Raw genomic sequence first — 24,318 nt, forward strand, 5'->3', positions numbered from 1 at the left:
ACTGACCTTTGTTGCTTTAATGAACTGGGTCAGTCACCCTTTTTTTATGGGACACAATGTGCAGGTAATGGGACATAACCGGCAAGTAATGTGTCGCAACCGGAAAGTAAAGAGACCCAACCGGCAAGTAACGGGCCTCAACCGGAAAGTAAAGAGACTCAACCGGCAAGTAACGGGCCTCAACCGGAAAGTAAAGAGACCCAACCGGCAAGTAACGGGCCTCAACCGGAAAGTAAAGAGACCCAACCGGCAAGTAACGTGCCTCAACCGGAAAGTAAGGGACCCAACCGGCAAAGACCCGCCCGTTTCTTTCAAGTATTTTTCCTTTATTGAAGATAAAAGTAAACCCCAAAGGACATACTAACCCATATTATTACAAAACTGGGTGGGAGTCATATGCAATCAAAAGGATTATCAGTCTATGCCCTTGGTGGCTTACAAGAAATCGGCAAAAACATGTACGCCATCGAACATGGAAACGATATTGTCGTGATTGATTGCGGAAATAAGTTTCCCGATGAAAGTTTGTTAGGAATTGATTTAATCATCCCTGATTTTTCTTACCTTATAGAAAATCAGGACAGAGTGCGGGCCTTAATTGTGACACATGGCCATGAGGACCATATTGGGGGAATCCCTTTCTTTTTGAAAAAAATCAATGTGCCCGTGTATGCGACACGATTCACATTGGGGTTAATTGAACTTAAATTAAGAGAGCATCGAATTTTACGAGAAAGTACCCTGATTGAGATCAAGTCAGATTCGGAAGTCCCAATTGGTGACATGAAAATTAGCTTCTTCCGGGTGAATCATAGTATTCCAGATTGTTTAGGGATCGTTTTCAACACTGAAGAAGGGACGATTGTACATACGGGTGACTTCAAATTCGATTTGACACCAGCAAATAATGAACGCCCCGACATTCACAAGATGGCTGAAATCGGGAACAAAGGGGTTCTACTTCTTTTATCAGAAAGTACCAATGCAGAGCGTCCCGGCTATACACCTTCCGAACACATGGTAGGGAGCAACTTGGACCAGATGATAGGGAAGGCAAAACGAAAGGTGATTGTATCCACCTTCGCTTCCAATGTAAGTCGGATCCAACAGGTTGTTGAGGCTTCAGAAAAACACAACCGGAAACTAGCCCTACTTGGGCGGTCAATGGTGAATGTGGTTCAGGTTGCGATGGAGCGTGGGTATCTAAACGTTCCTAAAGGGATGTTAATTGATGCTAGAGAAATCAATGAAATGCCTCCGGAAATGGTGACGATTTTATGCACTGGGAGCCAAGGAGAAGTAGGGGCAGCCCTCAGCCGTCTGTCCACTGGAAACTTCCGTGATGTCGAGATTTTACCTGAAGATACAGTCATCCTTGCAGCAGGGCCAATCCCTGGCAATGAACGAAGTGTCACGACCATCGTTGACAACTTATATAAACTGGGAGCCCACGTCATCTATGGATCCGGTAGCAGTTCAGGCATGCATGTGTCAGGTCATGGATATCAAGAAGACCTAAGGCTCATGCTCACCCTGATGAAGCCGAAATACTTTGTTCCAATTCATGGTGAGTACAGAATGCTGCAACATCATCGAATGCTTGCTGAATCAGTTGGGGTAGAGGAAGGGAATACCTTTATTATAAAAAATGGGGATGTAGTGGATATCGAAAATTCCATTGCCCGTTTTACGAGAAGCATCCCAAGTGGTGAGACGTATGTGGACGGTGTAGATGTAGGAGATATGGAATTTGTATTGCGGGACCGGAAACAAATTTCTGAGGATGGTATGATCGTGATTATCATCCCAATGAACAAACAAGATAACAAACTTCTCGCCGATCCCGAATTTTTCTCAAGAGGATTTGTTGACCAGAGCTTCACAGAACTTAAAAGAGGTATGAAGCGAATTACGTTAGATACCATCAACGAGCTACTCGATGCCAATCGGAATTCAAGGAATGTGCTGAAGAAAAATATCAAAAGGTCCATATCCCAATATATAAAAGAACGGACGAGGAAGGACCCGATGATTATTCCTTTGTTGATTGAGGTTTGAATGATAGGAAGGGTCAGACCCCCAGTAAATGAGGGATCTGGCCTTTTTTTTCTATTACTATTTTCCAATATATTTAATCGAGTGAATATGGGTTTTGGCTAAATCAATGACTTCTTGAATAAATGCGTCTTGAGGTTCTTTAAAGTCACTCTTGATCCAGCTCAAAATGAGTCCGTAAAAACCGAAGGCTATATACCGTTTAAAATAATCCATGTTTACTGGTGTGTTGTTGATTGTTTCAAAGATAAACTGTTCGTGATAGATGTTCAAGATGGATTGAGGGAATCTCGTGTGCAATCCTGGTAACGTGTCATCATATTTAATGAGCTCAAAAAAATCCCGGTGTTTATATATGTAGGAAACGATATTAAAGGATGGTGCATGTAGATTCACTGAATATACTTTTTGTCCAGGTGTATAGGGTTCCCCGACGGATTCTTCCAACCCTTGAAGCATGGAATCAAGCAAATCCTCAGCTAATTCAATTTTATCTTGGTAATGGACATAAAAGGTACTTCGATTATAAGAGGCATGATTCACAATATCCTTCACGGACACAGTATGGTATCCCTTTTCTTTAATAAGTTCGATTAATGCTAGTTGTAAATGTTTTTCTGTTCGATTTTGTCGTGTAGATGGTGTCCTGTTTTCACCACTCATAAAAAAACCTCCTAGGAAGTAGACACATCCCTCCATAGTGTCTACTAGATAGACACTTCCTACTATTCTAATGATTGTTGTATTTGGACAAAGGAGTACAATTAAATTGTAGTCAAAATAATTTGTATCTTCTAGGAGGTATTTTAATATGAGTAAATTCGAAGGTAAAGTAGTTGTCATTACCGGAGCTGCAGGTGGAATCGGAAAAGCAACAGCGAAAAAGCTAACTGAGCAAGGAGCAAAACTTGCTTTAGTAGACTTAAATCTAGAGGCTGTTCAACAAGTGGTTTCAGAATTAGGTCTTGATGATTCAAGAGCGATTGCCCTTCAAGCAAATGTTGCAAAAGAAGAAGAGGTCAAAGCATATGTAGACGCAACAGTTGAAAAGTTTGGAAGAATCGATGGATTCCTCAACAATGCAGGAATCGAAGGAATTACGGCAAATGTAGAGGATTACCCAACTGAAACATTTGATTTAGTCCTAAATGTCAATGTCAAAGGTGCATTCCTTGGACTAAAATACATTGTACCAGTCATGAAGAAGCAAGGGTCTGGTAGTATTGTTAACACTGCCTCAGGTGCAGGTCTAATCGGTTCACCTGGGTTTGTAGGTTACAACAGCTCCAAACATGCCGTGATGGGAATGACCAAAGTAGTGGCATTAGAGACAGCTCCATTTGGTGTTCGAGTAAACGCGGTGGCTCCAGGAGTCATCAATACACGCATGATGCGTCAAATCGAAAAAAATACAGTTCCTCAGGATGCGGAAGGAGCAAGAAAAGCATTTGGTGCTGCTGTACCAATGGGAAGATACGGAGAAGCAGAAGAAGTAGCAAATGTAGCGATCTTCTTGCTTTCAGACGATGCTTCCTATGTGACTCAATCCATTTATACAGTGGATGGCGGTCAAATCAACCAGTAATATTTATATCTCCCATACTGATGTGTGGGAGTTTTTTGTGCATATTAAGGTTATCCCTTGATTTTCAGCATGTACGGAAGGTATAATTTTTATATACAATGTACAGAAATAAAAAGACGAGGTGTTAGAGCACCCCGTCTATACAGTCACACACCGCTAGAAGAGCGGTCGACTATTTAATAGGTAGTTTTTTAAAAAGAAGTAAAACAACCCACATCTAGTCAGGGATAGGGCGGTTTACTTCTTTTTTCTATTGGTGACGAGTGCGATGATTCCTACTATTAACGATAACTTTTTCCTTAACGGTATGTTAATCTAATTAAAGATTGCCTTTTTAATTTGGCTAAGGCCAAGGAAGGAGACACAAAATGGACAGTATCATCTTTGATTTAGACGGAACGCTATGGGACTCAAGAAAAGAGATCGCCATTGCTTGGAATCAAGTCATTAAGGAATACGATGAGCTAGATGAAATCACAGTGGATGACTTGACGGGAATGATGGGTCTGCAACTCGATGAAATTGGACGAAAGCTTTTTCCTACCTTGAGTGAGGAGCAACGGAAAGAAGTTTTACAAAAGTGTATTGAGGTTGAAAATCAATATATAGAAGAAAACGGCGGTCAGCCTTACAGGAAGCTTGAAGAGGTGTTGGATGCGTTATCCAAACAGTATAAGCTTTATATCGTGAGTAATTGCCAAGAGGGGTATATTGAAGCATTTTCAAAATACCACAATCTAGGTCATTACTTTTTAGATTTTGAAAACCCAGGAAGAACGGGACTGACAAAAGGGGAAAAATTTTAAGCTCTTAATGGAGCGGAACAATTTGAAGAGTCCTGTATATGTAGGAGACACAATCGGTGATCAAAAGGCTGCCAACTTTGCAGAAATACCGTTTGTATACGCGGAGTATGGGTTTGGTGAAGTGGATCAGTATGATTATTCCATTAAGAGTTTAGAGGATTTAGTAAAATTGTTTTTACCATGATCGGTGCCTGCCCTCCAGTGCTTTACTGTACTGGGGGTCAGGCACCTTTTCTTTTTTGAACTACAAGGGAAGTGGGACAGTTAACCTGTCCCCTTGTCCCGCCTTTAGCGCTTGGGAAAAGTCCTGAATCAAATCCTCTGGATGTTCCAGACCAACCGATAAGCGGAGGAGACAATTGGTGATTCCTCTTTTTTCTCTTTCCCCTTCAGGCATGGCGGCATGAGACATTTTAGCGGGATAGGAGAGGATCGATTCCACTGCCCCTAAACTAACCGCAAAAACAGGGATCTTCACCTGTTCTACAAATGTGCGGAACACCTGTCCATTTTTTAATTCAAAGGAGAGAACAGCTCCTGGACCGTTTGTCTGCTTGTTTGATAAAGCATATTGGGGATGGCTGCTTAATCCAGGGTAATAGACCTGTTTTACGAATGGATGTTCAGCTAAAAACTCTGCTATTTTAAGCGTGGAGGAAGAAGACTGCTGAATTCGAACAGATAAAGTTTTAATCCCTCTCATCACTAACCAAGCATCCTGTACTCCCAGTACTGCACCGAAAGAGTTTTGTAAAAAGCCTAGTCGTTCCCCAAGCCCTTCATCCTTTACAACTGCCAGACCTGCTACTACATCACTATGTCCCGATAAAAATTTAGTCGCACTATGAAGGACGAGGTCAGCTCCTAATAACAGCGGCTGCTGTAAATAAGGAGTAAGAAAAGTATTATCCACAAAAGTTAAGGCCCCATGCTGTTTGGCCAGCTTACTGATGGCTTGTATATCGGTTACCTTTAATAGCGGGTTGGATGGCGTTTCTACATAAAAAACCTTTGTGTTAGGCTGGATTGCTTCTTCCACTGATTCTAGATTCGTCATGTCAACGAAGGTGTGTTCAATCCCATATCTTGATAGGACTTGCGTGATCATTCGATAGGTCCCACCGTATACATCTTCTGAAATAATGACATGATCTCCTTGAGATAAAAGAAGAAAGGCGGTCGAAATAGCGGCCATCCCAGAAGCAAAAGCAAAGCCTCTGGTTCCTCCTTCCAAGGATGCAATGATTTCCTCTAAAGCTTCACGGGTCGGATTCGCGCTTCGGCTATAATCATACTTCCCAAACTCATCGATACTTTTCTGATGAAAAGTGGAAGCAGGGTGGATGGGGACACTGACACCACCTGTAGAAGGATCTACTTTATGTGTATTATGTAAGAGCTTCGTTTCAAAGGAATAATTGGTCATCGTGTCTCCACCTTTCTGACTAGTTTTGAAAAGGCTTGCTCTAAATCGTAAATGAGATCGGTCGCATCTTCAATACCGACCGAGAATCGTAATAAACGGTTACAAACACCGGTTTCGATGCGTATAGGTTCAGGAATATCCGCGTGGGTCTGGGTAGCTGGATACGTGATAAAGCTTTCGACTCCTCCTAAGCTTTCAGCAAACGTAATCAGTTGAAGGCTCTGTAAAAACGGATTCACCCAGTTTTCATCCCGGATTCGAAAAGACAGCATGCCTCCTCGCCCCGGATATAAAACATCGGTAACAGCTTCATGGTTTACTAAATATGAAAAAACCTCTTTGGCATTCTTCTCATGCTGCTTCATCCGTAAGGCCAATGTCTTCATACCCCGAATGAGGAGCCAAGAATCAAAGGGGCTTAATACGGCACCGGCCCCATTATGGTGAAGGGATAAAGCTTCACACAATTCCTTCCCTTTAGCCACGATGAGTCCAGCCAGTACATCGTTATGACCTCCTAAATATTTCGTGGCACTATGAACCACAATATCAGCCCCTAACAGTATGGGCCTTTGCAGATAAGGCGTATAGAAGGTATTGTCAACAATCAAAAGTACCCCGTGCTCTTTAGCGATGGAAGCCACTTCGGCAATATCCGTTTGCTCCATAAGAGGATTGGTTGGGGTCTCAAGAAAAATTGCCTTTGTTTGAGAAGTAATGTGACTAGCAATCTCTTCGGTTTGACTAGTATTCACATACTTACACTTAAGGCCCCACTTTTTAAAGCCTTGTTCGAGAAGTCGATACGTACCTCCGTAAAGATCCTTGGAAACAATCCATTCATCCCCTGACTGAAAAAGGGAAAGGATGGTCAAGATAGCTGCCATGCCAGAACTGCAGGCATACCCCTGGGCACCTTCTTCCAAGTCAGCAATGGCATTCTCCAGAAGCTGACGAGTCGGGTTCCCAGTGCGGACATAATCATAGCCAGTAGATTGACCAATCCCTTCGTGTCTATATGCAGTAGAAAAGTATACAGGCGGATTAACGGCACCTGTAACCGATTCACTACGATTTCCAATTTGAGCAAGCTTGGTGTCAAAACTAGTCATCTTTTAATCTCCTTTAGAATGTTAGTCAATAAAAAAAGCCCTCTTCATGGCGATGAAGAGGACGATTGGATATCATAGCTAGACTGTCCTCTTATCTGCCAAGTTTTTTTAAAAAAACCTGATGGAATTAGCACCTTTTCAATAAATTGAAGGTTGCTGAGGTGTCATAGGGCCATACCCTCGACCTCTCTGGATAAGAGATAATGCGTTATTCATTTATCTGTAAACTGTACTATTTGTTATGGGTAATTGTCAATAAATTCTTAACATTGCATTTTAAGTAATTGTAATACTAAGTCACTCATGCAAGTGGGTCAGATACCTCTATCAGGTTTATCATGCGTAACATAAGTCCCTGCAATAAAATCGTGGATAGAGCGTTTATCTTCTCTAATCCCCACCATAAAAGCACTAACTATAATGCCTATGCCAAATGTAATAACATAAACTAAAGAGGCAACAAGATTTCGAAGAAGCATAGTTCCCAGACCAACTTTTTCACCGTCTGTGCGGGCAATCCGAATTCCAATCATTCTTTTTCCAACCGTATACCCATGCCAAAAAACTGGTAGTAATAAATAATATAAAGCTTCCAGAATACTTATTAAGGAAAAGCCCTCTACGATGAATTGCTTGTAAACCATAAGACTAACAAATCCTAATACAAATAATAAAAATACTCCATCAACAATAGATGCGCCAAACCTCACCCAAAATCCTGCTGGGTTGTTAAGCAATGCAATTCCCCCTTTTACAAAAAAGCCCACGACTTATAAAATTCAAAGTACTTCAATTTATTTTAACACACCTATTCCCAATAAAATGGAAAAATATGAACGGAAGGGATTCCTGAAGAGAACATAAATTTTAAAAGTTGACTAAATAATTCAAATTTTCAATAATCAGTAATACTTCAGAATTAACCCGTATATAATTAAAAAGGACATTGTCCCTATATCGATCGATAGGATATTGCTGTAAGCCGACTTTTTAACCGGACACTTAGTATGAAGGTCCTGGAAAAGCATGCTGAGTGGTATTGGTCATGGAGCTCAGGGTATTTAAACTGGGCTAATTTGTAAGCGGATACATTTGCAAGAATAATAAAATGATAGAGGGAGGAGAAAAAATGAGTTTAACCAAAAAGATTTTTATTGGCCTGGGCTTAGGTGCAATCATCGGTTTATTACTTCACTTCCTGGCGCCAGATCTTTTCACTACGTTGAATACCTACGTCTTTGGACCACTAGGTACCATCTTTCTGAACTTAATTAAGATGCTCGTCGTTCCAATTGTTTTCCTATCCATTACACTAGGAACGGCATCCTTAGGGGATCCGAAAAAATTAGGAAGAATAGGTACGAAAACCATTGGATTCTTTCTTGCCACTACGACATTTGCGATTATTATTGCTTTAGCTTTAGCGTATATCTTTAAGCCAGGTGATGCAGGGTTTGATACGGCTGGAGCATCCTTTGAAGCGAATGAGGCACCATCAGTGGTAGAAACGTTTACAAGCATTATTCCAACTAACCCGATTCAATCATTAGTAGAAGGAAATATGCTACAAATCATCTTCTTCTCAATCTTTGTTGGTTTTGCATTAGCCATGCTTGGTAAAAAAGCAGAAGGTGTCATGAGAATCACGGAGCAGGGCAATGAAATTATGATGTTCCTGGTGAATCTGATTATGAAATTTGCTCCATATGGGGCATTTGGTCTCCTTGCTTCAGCTATCGGTAGAATGGGATTAGATGGCGCGAAGGCAATGGCCGGTTACATGTTGGTCGTAATAGCCGGTCTCTTAATACATGTCCTTGTCGTCTATGGTTCCATGGTTAAAGTATTAGGAAAAATGAATCCAATTGAATTCTTTAAAGGGTTCTTCCCAGCCATGACGGTTGCGTTTAGTACATCCAGTAGTAGTGCGACGTTACCGGTATCCATGAAAGCAGCCCAAGAAAACTTAAAAGTTCCAAAGCCAATCAGTAGCTTCGTCCAGCCATTAGGTGCGACGATCAATATGGATGGAACAGCCATCATGCAAGGGGTGGCCACCGTATTTATCGCGCAAGTGTACAATACGGATCTATCTTTCTCTCAAATTCTAATGGTTGTGCTAACGGCTGTTTTAGCCAGCATTGGAACAGCCGGTGTGCCTGGAGTCGGACTGATCATGCTTGCGATGGTATTAACGCAAGTGAACTTGCCGGTTGAAGGGATTGCGCTCATTATCGGAATTGATCGCCTATTAGATATGTTGCGTACTGCCGTTAATATTACAGGGGATGCAGCTTGTGCGGTTATTGTTGCGGAGAGTGAGAAGGATAAGGGAACTGGAGTTAATGAAGCAAGTTAATGTGTAGATTATAGTTTGTGAACATTGAAGTTATATAAAAAGCAAAAATATCATTTGTAGTATGGATGATATTTTTGCTTTTTTTGTGCTTTCCGTAATTATTTTGTGAACTAACTTTTGGGTTTTATGACGAAATCAAAAAATACAAGTCAAAAAGCCGTTCAGCGTGCAGCGAAAGCAATGGAACAGCGAGTGGAACAACTGGAAAGTGTGGCAGGTTGGCATAAGAAGGATTCTTTTATAGTATGGGAGAATGGTATAAAGATCAATAAATGTAGGAGTGAGACTTCAATATGCAATATGATGCAAAGAATGCTGAAGAATATATACAGTTGCTTGAGGAAGATTGGCGAAAAGAGAAACTGCTCGTTATTCGACAAATGATTTTGGCATATGCACCCGAATTGGAAGAGGTGATTCGCTATAAGATGTTGAATTATGGTAAAGATGATACCTATATCTTTGCATTAAACGCGCAAAAACATTATGTCAGCCTCTATGTGGGGACAATACAAAAAATCGAAAATGCCGAAACCCTATTAGCGGGCTACAATTATGGCAAAGGCTGCATTCGCGTAAAAAAATCAATCAAGCTTGAAGATACGGGATTGGAACCATTTATCCGTAAAACCGTTGATATGTGGCCTGCTGGTGAAAATACTTCTTGTTGATATGGAATGAATATCAGATCTACTAACTTTCAGGATAGGTGAATGAAACATGAAATCACAAGACACGGAAAGAATGCAGGAACAGGTGCGGGATATTAGTCTTGCGTTGCCCGAAGCGGTTGAACTTATTGACGGATTCGGACATATTACGTTTAAAATCAATGGAAAATCCTTTGTCATATCAGGTGAAAGCGAAAAGGGATTCAGCATATCGTTCAAGTCAGACCGGGATACACAAGCATTATTACTGCAAAAGGAGCACTTTTTCAAAACACCGTATATCGGGCATCATGGCTGGGTATCAATTGAAAATCCAGATGAGGAACATTGGGATGAATTGGCTGCACTTATTCAAGAAGCCTATTTACGTGCGGCACCAAAGCGGTTAGTTAAGATATGGAATGAGAAAAGGATCTGAAAAAGCTGGTGTCGGACTCCGATATGGTAACGTATTACCGGTCCTGGGTTCAGCGCCTTTTTTCAAGGATAATAAGAAGGAGGAAGAATGATGAATAATTATGGGACTCTACATGAATCAAACGGTCGTTATGTTTTACGATTTGAAAGGCTTTTTTCTCATAATCCAAAAGAAGTTTTCCGAATCATAACGGATCCGGGTTACTTTACCCAATGGTACCCTTTTGCTACCGGGGAGATGGATCTCAGACTGGGTGGCAGGATTGCCTTCGATGATGGTGAAGGTACGACATATACGGCAACCATTACAGACTTAGAACAGCCGTATTTATTTGGATTTCGTGAAATGGATGATCTGATAAACATCTCATTGCAGGAAGAAGATAAAGGTTGTCGGATGTTTTTTACCCATACTTTTGACGATGATTCATGGGCAGTTAATACCGCTGCAGGTTGGCATAGGTGTTTGGATGTATTGGCCCAAATCGTAAATGGTGAACCCATTAAGTGGGAAGATAACGCTACTCAATTGCGTGAAATCTATAGGGAAGCATTAAATATAATGCGTTAATAAAATAAAAAGTTATTCCACTAAAAGGGCAGGTAAATATATAGTTTGTCGTCTATGGTTCCCTTGTAAAAACGTTAGGTAAAATGAATCCACTTGAATTCTTTAAAGGATGCTTTCAAGCCATGACGGTTGCGTTTAGTACATCCAGGGTACTGGAGTTAATGAGACGCAAGTTAATGCGTAGATAACAGTTTGTAAGCATTAAAGTTTTTAAATACAAAATTAAAAAAAGCAAAAGTATCATTTTTGGTCTGGATGATATTTTTGCTTTTTTAGTCCTGTTTAAAACAACTTTGCAAGAAACATTAAAGGAAAAAGGAAATCCTGCCCATAGTCAGATTTGAATGCGAAGAAAGAGGTTTGGGAAGCGATGATATTTAAACGAAGATGCCTATGAATAGGTTTGGCGTACACTTAGTTACTTTCCAATTCCTCTTCGAAATAAAAGGTATTTGGGTATTCCTTAAGGATATAGGAGTAACGCTTCATGTTTTCTACATACATCGATTTGGTAATGGTAACCAACTCTCCGGTCGATTTTAAATGCACTTTTTGATTGTTGGTGAATTTACTCGTTTTTTTCATAAATATATCCCACCTTCATTTGTATTCTAATCATAAGCACTATTCTTATTGTATCACAATTTATCAGATAAACTCCTGATGAAGCTGTTTCTGAGACTATGTTAAAACGTTAGGTAAAATGAATCCTGTGGAATTCTTTAAAGGATTCCTCCCAGCCATGACGGTTGCGTTTAGTACATCTAGTAGTAGTGCGACGTTACCGCTTTCAATGAAAACAGCGTTGCGACAATCAATATGGATGGAACAACTATCATGCAAGGGAGTATACAATAGGGATTTAACCTTCTCTCAGATTCTAATGGTTGTGTTAATAGCTATTTTAGCAAGCGTTGGAACAGCAGGCGTGCCAGTATTGGACAGATCATGCTTCCCATGGTATTAACACAAGTGAATATAGCGGTTCAAGGATTATTTGGGTATTTTTTGATTGTGGTAAAAGGCTGAAAAAGTTTTACCAAATTTCACTTAAAAATTTCTAAAAGTCATGCATGGAGAAAACACTTTAACAAATCTTCATAATCTTCTGTTTTTTATCCAAATTGTGGAAAAGTCATGATATAATTAATATAAATTCTATATTATATCTTGTAATTTTTTCCGGAGGATTTATGATGACGATAAAACCAAAACTATTTATTGGATCTGCTAGAGAATCTATCGAATATGTAGACGCAATTCATGAACAACTTCATTATGTAGCTGAAGTTACTCCCTGGTCAGCTGGCACATTTGCTGCACTAGAATATACAATGGAAAGTCTAGAAAGACAATTAGATATGAATGATTTCGCTGTATTTGTATTCTCACCAGATGATGTTGTAAATACGCGGGGAAATATCACATTCAAAACTAGGGATAATACAATATTTGAAATGGGATTATTCTGGGGAAGACTAAGAAGAGGTAGAGTGTTTTATATAATTCCTGATCTAATTCCTAATCAAGAAGGTGTAGAAGGATATCGTTTACCGTCAGACCTGGATGGTTTAACAGTTTTGAAATATGAAATCCGGACAGATCAAAACTTTGAAGCAGCAGTAAATCGAGCATGTAGAGCAATTAAACAAGATACAAGAACTTCAATTTTATGCTGATCCCTCTAAACTTTTAGAAGAAGCATACAATAATACTGAGAAGGATTATTCAATAATTCGCCTACTCCGTAAATTATCGAAGGAATTATTAGTCAACCCCACTCGGAAATATGAATACCTAACTGAAGGTGTTAGAACAGCTTATCAACCACCAGAATTTTTTTCAGTTGAGGGTATAGGTGTTTGGATGGCAGAAGAACATGGTTTAAGGCAAATTGCTGGAAATGAAGGTCGAGATCTGTTTTATGAATTTGGCGTTAACGAAGGAAGACATGAGTCAGAAAGAATTATTGTAGTAGATTGCTTTTTAAAAAGTGAGGAGTCTGTATTACGCAAAAGTGATATTCATTTTGATAAAAGATATGGACTGTGCTATCCTATAGGGAAACAATTAGTTCTTCTTGTTGCTATAACAGGAACAAGGGAATTAAGTGAAGAAGAAATTGACGATATTTTTAGGCATAATTATAACTTGATGAATACAATAAATTATATTTTCGGAGGTGATTCTGCATGAACAGACCTCATCAATTAACAGGAAAACATTCTTATAAAGTTGGGGAAGCAGTAACTGGTATCCGAGCAGTTATTCCTACCAAAAATGGAAGAGAAGAATCAGGGGTAGTCGTTTATAAGAGAAAAGCGGAATACAAAGATGACCCTTACAAAAAAACAGCAAGAGCATGATTTTAGAGAAGAGAATATAATTTTCTTCTCTTTTTTTTTGTTTAACTCTAATAAGGGCATTTTTTTAAATACATTACTAAATAAATTAAGGGTGGTGTATATTATGGTTGAGTTTGGAAAACAACTCAGTATTCCACTGGTGGAGGAGGTACACATTTTGAAAATCGGTCTGTTTCTCTTCTTCCCTCAATTTTTTGGAATATTGGTGCCTGCCCCGGAGTGGTAACATACTATCTTACCGGCAGTAAGCACCTTTTTTTATGAAAACAAATATCATACTGACGAACACTAACATTCCTAGTAAAATAAAAGTAAAAGATTGTAAAATTTTGAGGAGGGCTGTAATGAGGGATTTAATAACTAAGGAACTATTAAAATATAATAAGAAAACCATTACCCTTGAAGAACTGGAGACTTGGATTCCGAGCAATTCTCTTAATTATGAACAGTTTGCTCAACTTATTCTTTCTTTTGAAGAAGAAGGCATATTAGAGATGGTGAAATCAAAAGGTAGAAATACTCGCACTCCTTCATTAGCCTATACATATCGTATTACGAAGCAACACTTAAAAAAAGACTTTCATGAGGAGCTAAAAAGCTACCGCCTCCGTTTACATCCTTCCATACATCTAGATTCATATTTTGGATTAGACCCTTCACAATGGAATTCAGATAAACCTTATTTACTATTAATCCATGATTATCTTGAATCTTTTGGTTTTCCTACCCATGAGGTACCTGCCCCAGAGCGAAGTGTAGAACTTGTTGGTGATGAAAAATGGATAACCGATAAACATGGGAAAGAGTTATTGGAGCGAATCGGGTTATGGACAGCTATGAAAATTATTCCTGTATCTGACCCTTTAATGTTTGCTGTTAATCCTAGTGTTCTTACCCAAAAGGTGCAAAAACACCTCATTGTTGAAAACAAAACTACATATCAAGCGTTAGTAGATTCGTTATCAGATATGGATTTTTCTACAGTGATTTATGGTAGTGGAAATAAAATTATAAAAAGTATTGAACAATTTCATCGGCAGCTTCCTCTTCCTCATGCAGAACATAGATTTTATTATTTTGGTGATATAGATAATTCTGGAATCTTTATTTGGTATCGTTTAAACGAAAAGGTACCTGTACATTTGGCCATGCCGTTTTATCAAGCATGTTTGGACAAACCTTCTTTAGAGGGAAAGACAAATCAACGAATGGATAGAGCCGCCATAGACGTATTTCTGTGTTTATTTACAGAGCAAGAGCGGGAGAAACTATTAGCCGTTTTAGACCGTGGTCACTATTATCCCCAAGAGATATTAAAAACAAGTGAGCTAGAGCATATATGGAGGAACGCAACATGGAACTAAATGAAATTTCTGATATTACTTCAGGGTTCAGAGAGCGTATGCGTCGTCTTGCTTTGTTTGACCCCCTGTATGAGCTTGAACGTAAAAAAGTAAAAGATTTGAAGGAGCAACCGATTGACATGAAAGGTCTTGGATTGCTAACACTTCTATTCTTTTTCGAGCAAAAGATAATGAGAAATCATAAAGTCGGTACTATGGATGTAGCAAAATTCCTACAAAAGGTCACAGAAAGTCGTTACTACCTAGATGGACAGCTGTATGTAGAGATATCGTCGAGCATTATTGAGATATTTCGTCCAACCCATGGTAAAAAGCGTTCTTATTCCTTTTATAATTGGGAGACATTGCAAGAGGATAGATTAGAATATTCACTTCTAAAGGCCAATACATTTGATTCAAAAACAAATACACAATTTTATACATTAGATGAAGATGGCTTGGAGCTTATTTTTGCAACGAAGGAATTTTATAGTGAATTTCAATTATCTATTAACCAGTTAATGCTTCGAAAACAGCTTGAAAAAGGTGAGTTTCGAGGAGCTCTGCGTCAAATCAATGAAATGCGTATTGATGTGGAAGCTCTCAATGAAAGAATGATTAAGCTACGGCATGAGATTCAACGCAGCATTGTTTCTGAAGAAACCTTCGAAAGGTACAAGCAGCTATTAGAAGATATCCATGCCCGCCTTGAAAGAGAAAATGAAGAGTTTTCTGAACTAAGGCAATTTGTGAAAGAGACCAAGGATCGATTATATGAAAAGGACTATCATCAAAAAGAAAAGAAGACGTATGCTTATGTTCTAGAAATAACAAAACAACTAGAAAGTGTTCATTATGAACATTCAAGGCTTTTGGAACAAAGTATTGAATTAAAGAATCATACATTAAAGGCAGCACAAGAGTCTTTATATTATACAGGAATTGATGCTTTTAACTTTGACCAAGACATAACCGCTAGAGTAATAAGTTCCCCTCTTCCACTAGAAGCAATGAAAGGGTTACTACACCCCTTCCTACATATACATCAAGAGCAAATTTGGTCCCCTTTCACCATATTTGCTGAGCAAAATATAAGGGAAGATCGAGAAGAGAAAGTAGATTATGGTTTTATTGAAATTGGTAATCAAAATGAGAGTGACTATCAGGAATACTTGAGGAAAAATTATGGTTACGTTATGAAAGTGTCTTTGGAGGCAATGGGAGAGGGTTGTAAAGAGCTTGGTGAAGTTATCAATTATTTGCGTCAAAAGGAAGATTCCCTACTTCATAAGCGTTTTTTCTATGATTTTTGGATCATCCTCCATCAACGGTCCCCTATCATTTCAGGTAAGATAGAAACAGAAGAAGATGAGCAGAATCACAGTTTAGATGATGCATTAACTCAATTAGGTGATCGAACCTTGCACATATACGAACGAATCGACACATTAAAGGTAACAGACCGGTTTTCGATTCAAAACATGGACATCATTTTAGAGGAGGGGCTAGTAGATGAATTATAGTGAGAGCAAAGTCATGCAAGCATTCGAGATTTATACTCTCTTAGCTCGGGACGGTCAGGCTAGTACTGAATCACTTTCAATATATATAGCGGATGATGCTATCCGTGGTTTAGTAGACAGTTTTGCCAATCATGTAGATTGTGTTGTTATCATTGCTGGAGATAAGTTCTATATGATTCCAGAAACGAAGCTATCACCCTTTCATGTGAACAATGATTATATAAAACGAACATATTTAAAATCTGGAGCAACGAATGCAGATATTTATTTACTTTATTTCACAACAATCATTTTGATGGGTGCTTTTTATGATAGCTATCAAACCTTGGAACCAACAAGAGACTTTATTCGTATCGATGAATGGGCTCGATTAGTTAATGAACGGATTCAAGTACTTATGGAACATGATGATGGGAAACTTCGTGAAAGAGAGCAAGAGTTTTCATATAACTGGAAGCAAATCATTGAAAAATGGGAAGATATGAATGATATCAAGGAAACCGCGAAGAAACAAAGTGGAAACACGATTAGTCGGTTAAGCTTCATGGATACAGCAAAACGATTCCTACTTGACCAGGAACTTATTGAAGAGATTGGGAACAATGAAGTAATCCTAACTGAAAAATCCAAGACGATTGTTCAACGCTTTTTTATGGAAGTGGAATATAACAAAGGAATACTAGAGTTCATATACCAATGGGAGGAGACGGACGAGAATGCCATCAATTAGTAAAATCCGCTTTACGAATGTTGTGTATGAAGACGGCATGAAACGCTACAATGATGAGATTTTTAAATTTGATGGCTATAATGGAGCCATTTTACTTGAGAATGGTGGAGGTAAAACCGTTTTTATTCAAACGGCACTTCAAGCAATTATTCCTCATACAAGTCTATCGGATCGAAAAATCAAACAAACACTCCAACTAGATAACTATCCAGCGCATATTGCAATTGAATGGATTCTTTCTGAAAATCCACGACGATATTTGGTCACAGCAGTGAGTTTATTCTTAACAAAGGATGCGTTAGGGTCCTATCGGTATGTGTATCCTTACCAGGCTGGAGATAGACATGGCATTGAAGGTATTCCTTTTGTGCGGAAAGAATCCAATCGTCCAGCTGATCGAGGAGAAATATCAGATTATTATCAGCAAATGTCACAGCAGTTCATGAATGCCCAAACTTTCTCTACTATAAAAGAGTTTCAACAACATATTGAAGAACAGTATCATATCATTGCAAATGAATGGGAAAGTATTGTGAAAATTAACAGTACTGAAGGTGGCGTTGAGGCGTTTTTTGATGAATGTAAACAAACTACACAACTGTTTGATCGTCTTCTTATTCCAACTGTAGAAGGGGCCATTTCAGGGCATGATCAAAAAACCTTTGCAGATACATTTGAAAAACATCGAGCAAGCTTTAAATTATATAAGGAATTAAAAGAACAAATTGAGGAAAATAAAGCGATTGAGGAAGAATTGGACCGTTATGTGCTGACTTATGAAGGATTACACGTTCAAGAGCAAGCATATGAGCAAAAGAAACAACGAGCAAAAGCAGTACTGGATCTTATTCTCAACCAACAGGTAGAGAATAAGAATAAACTGGATTCAATAGAAATTAAGATAAAAGACTGGGAAGTAGTAAATAGACACCATCTTAAGAAAAAGCTTTCTGTAGAGATTCAAAGAGAGCAAGATGAAAAAGAGAAAATACAAAATGAGCTAAATGACCATTCAAGGGCACTCCATTTCTACAATGACGACCTCTTAGATGCTAATAATAGCTTTTATTCTTTAAAACATGCAGAGTTGAAACATAAACATAAGGAAGAGCAGAGTCGGATTCAGTCTTTAAACACCCAACTAGAAATGCTTGACGAAGATGAGGAGATTCATGAGGTAAAAGACAAATTAGATGAAAACAGTCAGGAGCTTGTTGGCTATTTCTTGCATGAAATGGAGAAAAGTAATAAACGTAAGCACGAATTAAAATTAGAGAAACAGCCAATCGAAGAACAAATTCAAAAGTCTAGAAATCAACTAGCTGATCAGAGTAATCAGCTAGAGCATACCAAAGAAAAGTATAATAGTATAAACGGAGAAATGGAAAAAACAAACCAGTACATGACCCGTATCAAAAATAAAATCCTTTCTAACCCGGACCAGGAGTCAGTGAGTGATAGCATTAAACAATGGGAGGGTCGGCTTGACTTTCTAGATAATCAAATTGTCCAGTTGAAAAATGACAATAAACATTTAACCGGATTGATTAACGAATGCAAGGAACAACAAGAAACACTTTCCAATGAATTAGCAACGAAAGATAGAGACAAATTCCAACTCCAAGGTAAAATCGATCAGGCTAATAGTGCTCATGAAAAAGCAAAGGAAGTACTAAGTACATTACGCACCCAATGGGCCACACTTGATTCAATTTATTTAAAGCAGGATTCACTGACCAAACAGACTCATGATTACATCCTCCAATTAAACATAGAGCGGGACACCGGTTTATATAAGGAGCGGTTGGCTCATCGCTTTATAGATGACTACGGTACTCAAGATTTATTTTTCGCAGACCCTTTTCTTGAAAAACAGGTGAAGCAATGGGGTAACCAATTTAATTTATTAGAAACAGGCGTACAATTTATCCAGTCATTTAATGTTTCCGATCGTGTTAAACAATATCCTCTTTGGTCGATTACGTTAATTACAACGGAGGGTGAAAAAGAACACTTAAAAAGAAAAATTAAAAATATGGATCAAGTGTTACAATTTCCTATTGAAGTAATTTCGGTTGAACAGGCACGTGCAATCGTGCAGGGAGGAAAACACGAACCCCACCTAATCACACCAGCTTATTGGACAGAGAATCAAGACATTACGTATTTCCAAAATTGGAAGCAGACGATGAAAAAGCGTGCCGAGGAAGCAACTACAGCTCGTTTAGAAATAGAAGGAAGATTGAACGATTGGAATAGAGGAGCAGAAAAACTATTAACTTTCTTACAAGAATATCCCTATAAAGATTATCAAGAAAGTAAAGAAAGTTTGTCTGAACTAGTCCATAGGATACAAGAACTAAAAACAAAGCTAAAAGATGTACAGACTAAAAAGGATGAATATGAGAAAAAACACTCAACCCAGAAAGATAGATTCCATTCTTTTGAACAAGAGTATTATGGCTTACAGGGTAAAATGAAAGATGCTCAAGATTATCTTCAATTGGAAAAAGAATTTTTGGATAATAAAAAAGTGCAAGAACAGCTTACAGCACAAATCCAAGACTATGAACGTGTTATAAAAAACATAAACAATCAAATTTCGAGACTAGAAGAAGACAAAAGAGAAATAGAGAAAAGTGAAGATGCTGAAAACTATCATTATACTAGATTGATTGATGACGAACTCTACCACGAGGTCAAAGCCTTTCATCCGATATACACAAATAAGACGAAAAGTATACTAATAAAAGAACGTGAAGAACTGAATTATGCATTACGCAAGCTATCAAGTACAAGAAATGAAATAAAAATTAAGCTAGAACACTCTTATAAGGAACTAAATAATATTGCAAATCAATTGGAAGAAATAGTGCTGGACCATGGGCCAATCAAAGATGAAATTGTGTTTCCTCCGAATGGGAAGGAACGAATTGCTTATTTCCGTGAGAAAATAAATGATTTAAAGAAGAGTGTGGATGAGGCAACTAAAGAGTATCGTGCTTCTGAGGAGAAAAAAATTAAGCAGGAAAAGGATCTTGAATTCGCATTTAATAAATTCTATGAATCGTTTCCTAATGAAGAGCCCGAAATATTCGTAGAACCCGTAAAAGAAATACAGGAGCAGTTAGTAGTTGAAAGGAAACGTTTAGATGAGCAGCTTGGTTATCATGAAGAGGAACAAAAACGGATTAGCAAAGAATATGAATCACTAAGAGATGCATTTCATGAGCTAGACCGATTTGAAGAGGCACATCATTTTAAAGGACCATCTGTTATTGCTAGCGTCTTAACTGATGAAGAGATTCAAAACTTTACCTATGAGCGTCTTGCCTTTGTTCAAAATGTGACTGTTCAGTTGAAGCAAGGGAAAGACAAGGTTTCAAAGGAATATGAAAAAGTAGACAAAGCCAAAGAGTCATTTAAGTCATTCTGTAAAAATAAAATTACAAATGTAAAGATGAGAGAAATGGCGCGCCAAGGTATTGATCATAAAAAATCATATAAAGAGGTTATTGAATTCCAAACAAATATGCAAAAAAGAATTCAAAACGCGATTAAATATAATGAAGAAAGTATAATCAATCATGACAAACAATTAGAACAGTATGTAACCCACATCAATAGTCACCTGCGAACAATTGCTGGGGAGCTTGAGTTAATTCCAAAGAAGACCAAGGTGAAGATAGAGAACTCATGGAAAGAGATTTTTAAATTTTCTATTCCAGAATGGACAGAAGAAGAAGGGAAAAATCGAATTCGCAAACATATTGAATGGATTTTAGAGCAATTAGATTCGGAAAGATTCACCACTGTAGAAGGAAAAGAGGATTATGCCAAGGTTCGAAAGGAAATCGAAACATGGCTTCATTCCAAGCAGCTCTTACGTGTGGTTATGAACAATGAAATAATGAAAGTGAGTTGTCGCAAAGTAACCAATGATAATCAAGTGACAACTAGATCTTACTCATGGGAGCAATCCAATGTATGGTCTGGTGGAGAAAAATGGAGTAAAAACATGACATTGTTTCTAGGCATTCTTAATTATGTAGCCGAAAAACAAAAACACATCGAAGCGAATATGAAGCGCCACCGTGTTGTCATCATGGATAATCCGTTTGGAAAAGCATCAAGTGACCATGTTCTAAATCCTGTATTCTTTATTGCAGAACAACTTGGCTTCCAAATTATCGCACTAACCGCACATGCTGAAGGAAAATTCTTACGTGACTACTTCCCTGTCATTTATAGCTGTCGTCTTCGAAAAGCAGCGGACTCTAACAAACAAATCATGACAAAAGTCAAACAGATCCATCAAGCATACTTTCAGGATCATGAACCACAAGCGCTAGAAAGACTTGGTGAAGTGGAGCAGTTGGAGTTGTTTTAATAGAATATATTAAAGAATAGATGATTAGAAGTTAATTATATACTTAACATTTAATTTAGTAGGGGTGTTTACAAAGTTATGGCTCTAATCAATAAAATGGAGAGAATTAGTAGAAATTCAAAAGTACATGCCGAAGTTGAAACTTCATATAATGTAGTGATTAAAAACGGAAAAAAATACGTGCAACTTAATACTTACGGCTCAAGAGAAAGAAAACAAAAAGGGGAAGTAAGCCAGACAATCCAACTCAGTGAAGAAGCAATAAATAAACTACAAGAAATTATAAAGAATGAAGATTACTGAATTTTGAGTTTAAGAAATTGGAGGATTTATTATGAGTAAGTATGGTCAAGCTGCTATAAGAGCTGTTGAATTAGTCAATAAGAAAATAGTTGATTCTCCAATTAAAGGATGGGAAATTGCAACTTCCGAATTATTTGGTGAGGGGTCCTGGGGGCAAAAGAAAGGATGTCCAAAAAATGCTTTTCTTGGTTTATGTGAAGAAGGGTTAGTTGATCAGATTCCTCGTGGAAATTATAACTCCAGAAAGTTATCAAAAAATAAGGATTATGCTATTACAGCAGTAAATATTGTTAGAGATCAACCTAACCTCCTTGATGATATTACAGAGCTTTGGAACCAAGTCACAAAAGGTAATGGAATTTCACGTAACTATCAAATGGATGTAGTGGAAACACTTATAAGAGAAAAGTATATTAAGGTTTGATTAGAGTATTATGTTAGGAAAATAGAAAGACCATTTCTTGTTGCAATCGAAAACCAAATAAAACGGAAAAACCGTCACTTTGTTTTCTAGGTTCAATGATAAACATGAGTGGAACAGCCATCATATAAGGGAGTGCCACCGTATTTATCGCTCAAGTGTACAACGCGGATCTATCCATCTCTCAAATTCTAATGATTGTGTTAACCTCTGTCTTAGCAAGCATTGGAACAGCAGGTGTGCCTGGAGTTGGACTGATTATGCTTGCCATAGTATTTACGCAAGTGAACTTACCGGATGAAGGAATTGCGCTCATTATCGAAATTGACCGCCTGTTAGGTATGAAGCTTTCTGCGGTTAAAATTACGGGGGATGCGGCTTGTGCGGTTATTGTTGCGGAGAGTGAGAATAATAGGGAAACTAAGTTTAACGAAACGCAAGCTAATTCGAAGGTAATAGTTTGTAAACATTGGATTTATTAAAGCCTAAATAAAAATTTAAATCAGGTGCCTCACCCCAGAGTAGTGACGTATTTGCATGCCGGGGAACAGGCACCTTTTTTAATTTAGTCATATCCAGAAAAAAGTATACATCACAAAACTTTATGGATTAATGTGTTTGTAAACCAACTTTTAGGTCTAACCTAATATCCCTCTTTAATAGTTATTATTAAAGGAGGGACAAGACGTGGACATTCAGCATACAATGATAGATAGATATATCTTAAAAATCGAAAAAATAATCCGTATTGGTAATTATACGGAACATTCTTTTAGGCCAATGTTTAAGGAACTAATTGATTCTATAAGCAATGATATTGAAGCAATCAATGAGCCGACTAGAGAGAAATATGGATCACCAGATTTTCTAATACTTAAAGAAAGATACCCATTAGGATACATAGAGACAAAGAAGATAGGAGCGAATTTGGAGGATGTTGAAGAGAGTGAACAACTTCTTAGATATCGTGAGGGAATTTCTAATTTAATATTAACGAATTATATAGATTTCAGGTGGTATGTTAATGGGAGTTTAAGATTGAAGGGAACGTTAGCAGATATAGATCTTAAGAAAAATACATTGATTAAAAAGATAAGCAGTAAAGATGTTACACAGGTTTTATCAAATTTTTTAATGGTTAAAAATGAGATCTCTAATTCAGAGGAACTAGCAAAACAAATGGCCCACTACGCTTTATATATAAAATCAGAGTTACAACTATTTTTGAAGAGCTCAGACAGAAATGTTAGATTTTTAAAACAACAATTAGACGGTTTTAGACAAATCTTATTAAATGATTTAACAGAAGATGAACTTTCCGATATGTACGCACAAACCATATGTTACGGACTCTTTGCTGCTCGTTTAGCCTCAAATGATGAAGATATGCTTACCAGGTTTAATGCTTCCTATGCCATACCTCAAACAAACCCATTTCTAAGGAGGTTATTTAATGAAATAATTGGTCCAGATTTAAATGAAAAAATTGGGTGGATTGTTGATGACTTAGTAAAATTATTGAATGCAACTAAAATCAACAAAATTCTTTACTCCATGGAATCACATCCTGAACATGATCCAATTATCCATTTTTATGAAACCTTTTTATCATATTATGACCAATCAATTAGGAGTTTTAGAGGTGTGTATTTCACACCAAAATCAATAGTTTCCTTTATTGTTAGGAGTGTGAACATTATACTAAAGGAAAAATTCAACTTAGATGGCGGTTTAGCAAACTCAAGTTTGATTAACTTAAGTGATAATAAGCAATTACATAAAGTTCAAATTCTTGATCCTGCCTCCGGAACGGGAACATTCCTTAATGAAATAATACAAGAAGTATATAAAACATTTGAGAACAATAAAGGTTTATGGACTGGATATGTAAAGAATCATTTATTACCAAGATTATATGGGTTTGAAATACTCATGGCACCATACACTGTATCACACATGAAGTTAAGCGTCACATTAAAAGAGTTAGGGTATGATATATCTAGCAATGAAAGATTAAGAGTATATTTAACTAATACTCTAGAAGAGGTTCATGAAATGGTCGAACAACCATTTTTCTCATATTGGTTATCTGAAGAAGCAAATGCAGCTAGAGAAATTAAACGTGATGTTCCTGTTGTATTTTGCAATAAAAAAGCGCAGAAAAATGCAATAAAAAATGCAGAGTGTTGCCACCCAATTAAAATCTATTTAATGGGATTTTGATAAAGCGTTAGTAAGTC

The 24,318-nt window shown here is 37.7% G+C and carries 25 protein-coding genes, 2 pseudogenes and 1 riboswitch; of the genes and pseudogenes, 21 read left to right on the top strand and 6 right to left on the bottom strand.

Annotation, left to right across the window (positions count from 1 at the left end):
* Positions 1-16 precede the first annotated feature (16 nt).
* Positions 17-352 (bottom strand): hypothetical protein, encoded by a 336-nt coding sequence (locus ABDZ91_RS15155; protein WP_343800402.1) that lies wholly within the window; start codon positions 350-352, stop codon positions 17-19.
* Between the two features lie 44 nt (positions 353-396).
* Here ABDZ91_RS15155 and ABDZ91_RS15160 point away from each other — a divergent pair, with 44 nt between their 5' ends.
* Positions 397-2,058: a ribonuclease J gene (locus tag ABDZ91_RS15160; RefSeq protein WP_343800405.1), complete on the top strand. Its 1,662-nt coding sequence runs from the start codon at positions 397-399 to the stop codon at positions 2,056-2,058.
* A gap of 57 nt (positions 2,059-2,115) precedes the next feature.
* Here the strand turns inward: ABDZ91_RS15160 and ABDZ91_RS15165 are convergent, their stop codons facing one another.
* Entirely contained in the window at positions 2,116-2,718 is a 603-nt protein-coding gene (locus ABDZ91_RS15165) for a TetR/AcrR family transcriptional regulator (RefSeq protein WP_343800408.1), read from the bottom strand.
* A 148-nt stretch (positions 2,719-2,866) separates the two neighbouring features.
* On the opposite strand from ABDZ91_RS15165, the gene ABDZ91_RS15170 reads away from it, so the two are divergent.
* The 3 genes from ABDZ91_RS15170 to ABDZ91_RS15180 all read left to right on the top strand — a co-directional run bounded on the left by ABDZ91_RS15170 (position 2,867) and on the right by ABDZ91_RS15180 (position 4,630).
* Complete coding sequence (locus tag ABDZ91_RS15170) at positions 2,867-3,640, top strand: SDR family NAD(P)-dependent oxidoreductase (protein WP_343800411.1); 774 nt, start codon at positions 2,867-2,869, stop codon at positions 3,638-3,640.
* Positions 3,641-4,008: 368 nt separating this feature from the next.
* Positions 4,009-4,446, top strand: coding sequence for an HAD family hydrolase (locus ABDZ91_RS15175; protein ID WP_343800414.1), 438 nt, complete (start codon positions 4,009-4,011; stop codon positions 4,444-4,446).
* A gap of 22 nt (positions 4,447-4,468) precedes the next feature.
* The gene (locus ABDZ91_RS15180) at positions 4,469-4,630 is read left to right on the top strand and encodes an HAD family hydrolase (protein WP_343800417.1); all 162 of its coding nucleotides are present in this window, start codon (positions 4,469-4,471) and stop codon (positions 4,628-4,630) included.
* Positions 4,631-4,690: 60 nt separating this feature from the next.
* Here the strand turns inward: ABDZ91_RS15180 and metC are convergent, their stop codons facing one another.
* The 3 genes from metC to ABDZ91_RS15195 form a co-directional block, all read right to left on the bottom strand.
* Complete coding sequence (gene metC / locus ABDZ91_RS15185) at positions 4,691-5,872, bottom strand: cystathionine beta-lyase (protein WP_343800420.1); 1,182 nt, start codon at positions 5,870-5,872, stop codon at positions 4,691-4,693.
* The gene (locus tag ABDZ91_RS15190) at positions 5,869-6,984 is read right to left on the bottom strand and encodes a methionine biosynthesis PLP-dependent protein (protein WP_343800423.1); all 1,116 of its coding nucleotides are present in this window, start codon (positions 6,982-6,984) and stop codon (positions 5,869-5,871) included. The genes metC and ABDZ91_RS15190 overlap by 4 nt, the downstream gene beginning before the upstream one ends.
* An 88-nt stretch (positions 6,985-7,072) precedes the next feature.
* Positions 7,073-7,184: riboswitch (SAM riboswitch) on the bottom strand.
* Positions 7,185-7,298: 114 nt separating this feature from the next.
* Positions 7,299-7,721 (bottom strand): RDD family protein, encoded by a 423-nt coding sequence (locus ABDZ91_RS15195; protein ID WP_343800425.1) that lies wholly within the window; start codon positions 7,719-7,721, stop codon positions 7,299-7,301.
* Positions 7,722-8,113: 392 nt separating this feature from the next.
* Between ABDZ91_RS15195 and ABDZ91_RS15200 the strand changes: the two genes are divergently transcribed.
* The 4 genes from ABDZ91_RS15200 (at position 8,114) to ABDZ91_RS15215 (ending at position 11,002) form a co-directional block, all read left to right on the top strand.
* Entirely contained in the window at positions 8,114-9,343 is a 1,230-nt protein-coding gene (locus ABDZ91_RS15200; RefSeq protein ID WP_343800428.1) for a dicarboxylate/amino acid:cation symporter, read from the top strand.
* Positions 9,344-9,636: 293 nt separating this feature from the next.
* Positions 9,637-10,014, top strand: coding sequence for an iron chaperone (locus tag ABDZ91_RS15205; protein WP_343800431.1), 378 nt, complete (start codon positions 9,637-9,639; stop codon positions 10,012-10,014).
* A gap of 49 nt (positions 10,015-10,063) precedes the next feature.
* Positions 10,064-10,432, top strand: coding sequence for an MmcQ/YjbR family DNA-binding protein (locus ABDZ91_RS15210; protein ID WP_343800434.1), 369 nt, complete (start codon positions 10,064-10,066; stop codon positions 10,430-10,432).
* Positions 10,433-10,519: 87 nt separating this feature from the next.
* Positions 10,520-11,002, top strand: a complete 483-nt coding sequence (locus ABDZ91_RS15215; RefSeq protein WP_343800437.1) for an SRPBCC family protein — start codon at positions 10,520-10,522, stop codon at positions 11,000-11,002.
* A gap of 414 nt (positions 11,003-11,416) precedes the next feature.
* Here the strand turns inward: ABDZ91_RS15215 and ABDZ91_RS15220 are convergent, their stop codons facing one another.
* On the bottom strand, positions 11,417-11,587 hold the full coding sequence (locus ABDZ91_RS15220) for a hypothetical protein (protein WP_343800440.1): 171 nt from the start codon (positions 11,585-11,587) through the stop codon (positions 11,417-11,419).
* 100 nt (positions 11,588-11,687) lie between these two features.
* Between ABDZ91_RS15220 and ABDZ91_RS15225 the strand changes: the two are divergent.
* The 13 genes and pseudogenes from ABDZ91_RS15225 to ABDZ91_RS15285 all read left to right on the top strand — a co-directional run.
* Positions 11,688-11,998 (top strand): annotated as a pseudogene (locus tag ABDZ91_RS15225) (cation:dicarboxylate symporter family transporter); the annotation flags it as partial.
* 197 nt (positions 11,999-12,195) lie between these two features.
* A complete protein-coding gene (locus ABDZ91_RS15230) occupies positions 12,196-12,681 on the top strand; it encodes a TIR domain-containing protein (RefSeq protein WP_343800443.1) in 486 nt (161 codons plus the stop codon).
* A 187-nt stretch (positions 12,682-12,868) separates the two neighbouring features.
* On the top strand, positions 12,869-13,198 hold the full coding sequence (locus ABDZ91_RS15235; RefSeq protein WP_343800446.1) for a hypothetical protein: 330 nt from the start codon (positions 12,869-12,871) through the stop codon (positions 13,196-13,198).
* A complete protein-coding gene (locus ABDZ91_RS15240) occupies positions 13,195-13,368 on the top strand; it encodes a hypothetical protein (protein ID WP_343800449.1) in 174 nt (57 codons plus the stop codon). The genes ABDZ91_RS15235 and ABDZ91_RS15240 overlap by 4 nt, the downstream gene beginning before the upstream one ends.
* Before the next feature lie 103 nt (positions 13,369-13,471).
* Positions 13,472-13,594 carry a hypothetical protein gene (locus tag ABDZ91_RS15245; protein ID WP_343800452.1) on the top strand — a complete coding sequence of 41 codons (123 nt, stop codon included), beginning with the start codon at positions 13,472-13,474 and terminating at the stop codon, positions 13,592-13,594.
* Between the two features lie 118 nt (positions 13,595-13,712).
* Positions 13,713-14,732: a Wadjet anti-phage system protein JetD domain-containing protein gene (locus ABDZ91_RS15250; RefSeq protein ID WP_343800455.1), complete on the top strand. Its 1,020-nt coding sequence runs from the start codon at positions 13,713-13,715 to the stop codon at positions 14,730-14,732.
* The gene (locus ABDZ91_RS15255; protein WP_343800458.1) at positions 14,723-16,234 is read left to right on the top strand and encodes a replicative DNA helicase; all 1,512 of its coding nucleotides are present in this window, start codon (positions 14,723-14,725) and stop codon (positions 16,232-16,234) included. The genes ABDZ91_RS15250 and ABDZ91_RS15255 overlap by 10 nt, the downstream gene beginning before the upstream one ends.
* Positions 16,224-16,964, top strand: coding sequence for a DUF6063 family protein (locus tag ABDZ91_RS15260; protein ID WP_343800460.1), 741 nt, complete (start codon positions 16,224-16,226; stop codon positions 16,962-16,964). The genes ABDZ91_RS15255 and ABDZ91_RS15260 overlap by 11 nt, the downstream gene beginning before the upstream one ends.
* Positions 16,951-21,354, top strand: a complete 4,404-nt coding sequence (locus tag ABDZ91_RS15265; protein WP_343800463.1) for a coiled-coil domain-containing protein — start codon at positions 16,951-16,953, stop codon at positions 21,352-21,354. The genes ABDZ91_RS15260 and ABDZ91_RS15265 overlap by 14 nt, the downstream gene beginning before the upstream one ends.
* 78 nt (positions 21,355-21,432) lie before the next feature.
* Positions 21,433-21,657 (top strand): hypothetical protein, encoded by a 225-nt coding sequence (locus ABDZ91_RS15270; RefSeq protein ID WP_343800466.1) that lies wholly within the window; start codon positions 21,433-21,435, stop codon positions 21,655-21,657.
* A gap of 31 nt (positions 21,658-21,688) precedes the next feature.
* A complete protein-coding gene (locus ABDZ91_RS15275; protein ID WP_343800469.1) occupies positions 21,689-22,081 on the top strand; it encodes a DUF6979 family protein in 393 nt (130 codons plus the stop codon).
* An 86-nt stretch (positions 22,082-22,167) separates the two neighbouring features.
* Positions 22,168-22,560, top strand: a pseudogene (locus tag ABDZ91_RS15280) (dicarboxylate/amino acid:cation symporter); the annotation flags it as partial.
* Between the two features lie 205 nt (positions 22,561-22,765).
* A complete protein-coding gene (locus ABDZ91_RS15285) occupies positions 22,766-24,301 on the top strand; it encodes an N-6 DNA methylase (protein ID WP_343800472.1) in 1,536 nt (511 codons plus the stop codon).
* Positions 24,302-24,318 lie beyond the last annotated feature (17 nt).

Origin of the sequence: Bacillus carboniphilus (genome assembly GCF_039522365.1) — a bacterium.
GTDB lineage: Bacteria > Bacillota > Bacilli > Bacillales > JC228 > Bacillus_BF > Bacillus_BF carboniphilus.

What these genes read in the sequence shown, in the direction of transcription:
- ABDZ91_RS15160 (WP_343800405.1), top strand. Translation starts at nt 397, where the DNA reads ATGCAATCAAAAGGATTATCAGTCTATGCCCTTGGTGGCTTACAAGAA.
- ABDZ91_RS15165 (WP_343800408.1), bottom strand. Translation starts at nt 2,718, where the DNA reads ATGAGTGGTGAAAACAGGACACCATCTACACGACAAAATCGAACAGAA.
- ABDZ91_RS15170 (WP_343800411.1), top strand. Translation starts at nt 2,867, where the DNA reads ATGAGTAAATTCGAAGGTAAAGTAGTTGTCATTACCGGAGCTGCAGGT.
- ABDZ91_RS15175 (WP_343800414.1), top strand. Translation starts at nt 4,009, where the DNA reads ATGGACAGTATCATCTTTGATTTAGACGGAACGCTATGGGACTCAAGA.
- metC (WP_343800420.1), bottom strand. Translation starts at nt 5,872, where the DNA reads ATGACCAATTATTCCTTTGAAACGAAGCTCTTACATAATACACATAAA.
- ABDZ91_RS15190 (WP_343800423.1), bottom strand. Translation starts at nt 6,984, where the DNA reads ATGACTAGTTTTGACACCAAGCTTGCTCAAATTGGAAATCGTAGTGAA.
- ABDZ91_RS15200 (WP_343800428.1), top strand. Translation starts at nt 8,114, where the DNA reads ATGAGTTTAACCAAAAAGATTTTTATTGGCCTGGGCTTAGGTGCAATC.
- ABDZ91_RS15205 (WP_343800431.1), top strand. Translation starts at nt 9,637, where the DNA reads ATGCAATATGATGCAAAGAATGCTGAAGAATATATACAGTTGCTTGAG.
- ABDZ91_RS15210 (WP_343800434.1), top strand. Translation starts at nt 10,064, where the DNA reads ATGAAATCACAAGACACGGAAAGAATGCAGGAACAGGTGCGGGATATT.
- ABDZ91_RS15215 (WP_343800437.1), top strand. Translation starts at nt 10,520, where the DNA reads ATGATGAATAATTATGGGACTCTACATGAATCAAACGGTCGTTATGTT.
- ABDZ91_RS15220 (WP_343800440.1), bottom strand. Translation starts at nt 11,587, where the DNA reads ATGAAAAAAACGAGTAAATTCACCAACAATCAAAAAGTGCATTTAAAA.
- ABDZ91_RS15230 (WP_343800443.1), top strand. Translation starts at nt 12,196, where the DNA reads ATGATGACGATAAAACCAAAACTATTTATTGGATCTGCTAGAGAATCT.
- ABDZ91_RS15235 (WP_343800446.1), top strand. Translation starts at nt 12,869, where the DNA reads ATGGCAGAAGAACATGGTTTAAGGCAAATTGCTGGAAATGAAGGTCGA.
- ABDZ91_RS15240 (WP_343800449.1), top strand. Translation starts at nt 13,195, where the DNA reads ATGAACAGACCTCATCAATTAACAGGAAAACATTCTTATAAAGTTGGG.
- ABDZ91_RS15245 (WP_343800452.1), top strand. Translation starts at nt 13,472, where the DNA reads ATGGTTGAGTTTGGAAAACAACTCAGTATTCCACTGGTGGAGGAGGTA.
- ABDZ91_RS15250 (WP_343800455.1), top strand. Translation starts at nt 13,713, where the DNA reads ATGAGGGATTTAATAACTAAGGAACTATTAAAATATAATAAGAAAACC.
- ABDZ91_RS15255 (WP_343800458.1), top strand. Translation starts at nt 14,723, where the DNA reads ATGGAACTAAATGAAATTTCTGATATTACTTCAGGGTTCAGAGAGCGT.
- ABDZ91_RS15260 (WP_343800460.1), top strand. Translation starts at nt 16,224, where the DNA reads ATGAATTATAGTGAGAGCAAAGTCATGCAAGCATTCGAGATTTATACT.
- ABDZ91_RS15265 (WP_343800463.1), top strand. Translation starts at nt 16,951, where the DNA reads ATGCCATCAATTAGTAAAATCCGCTTTACGAATGTTGTGTATGAAGAC.
- ABDZ91_RS15270 (WP_343800466.1), top strand. Translation starts at nt 21,433, where the DNA reads ATGGCTCTAATCAATAAAATGGAGAGAATTAGTAGAAATTCAAAAGTA.
- ABDZ91_RS15275 (WP_343800469.1), top strand. Translation starts at nt 21,689, where the DNA reads ATGAGTAAGTATGGTCAAGCTGCTATAAGAGCTGTTGAATTAGTCAAT.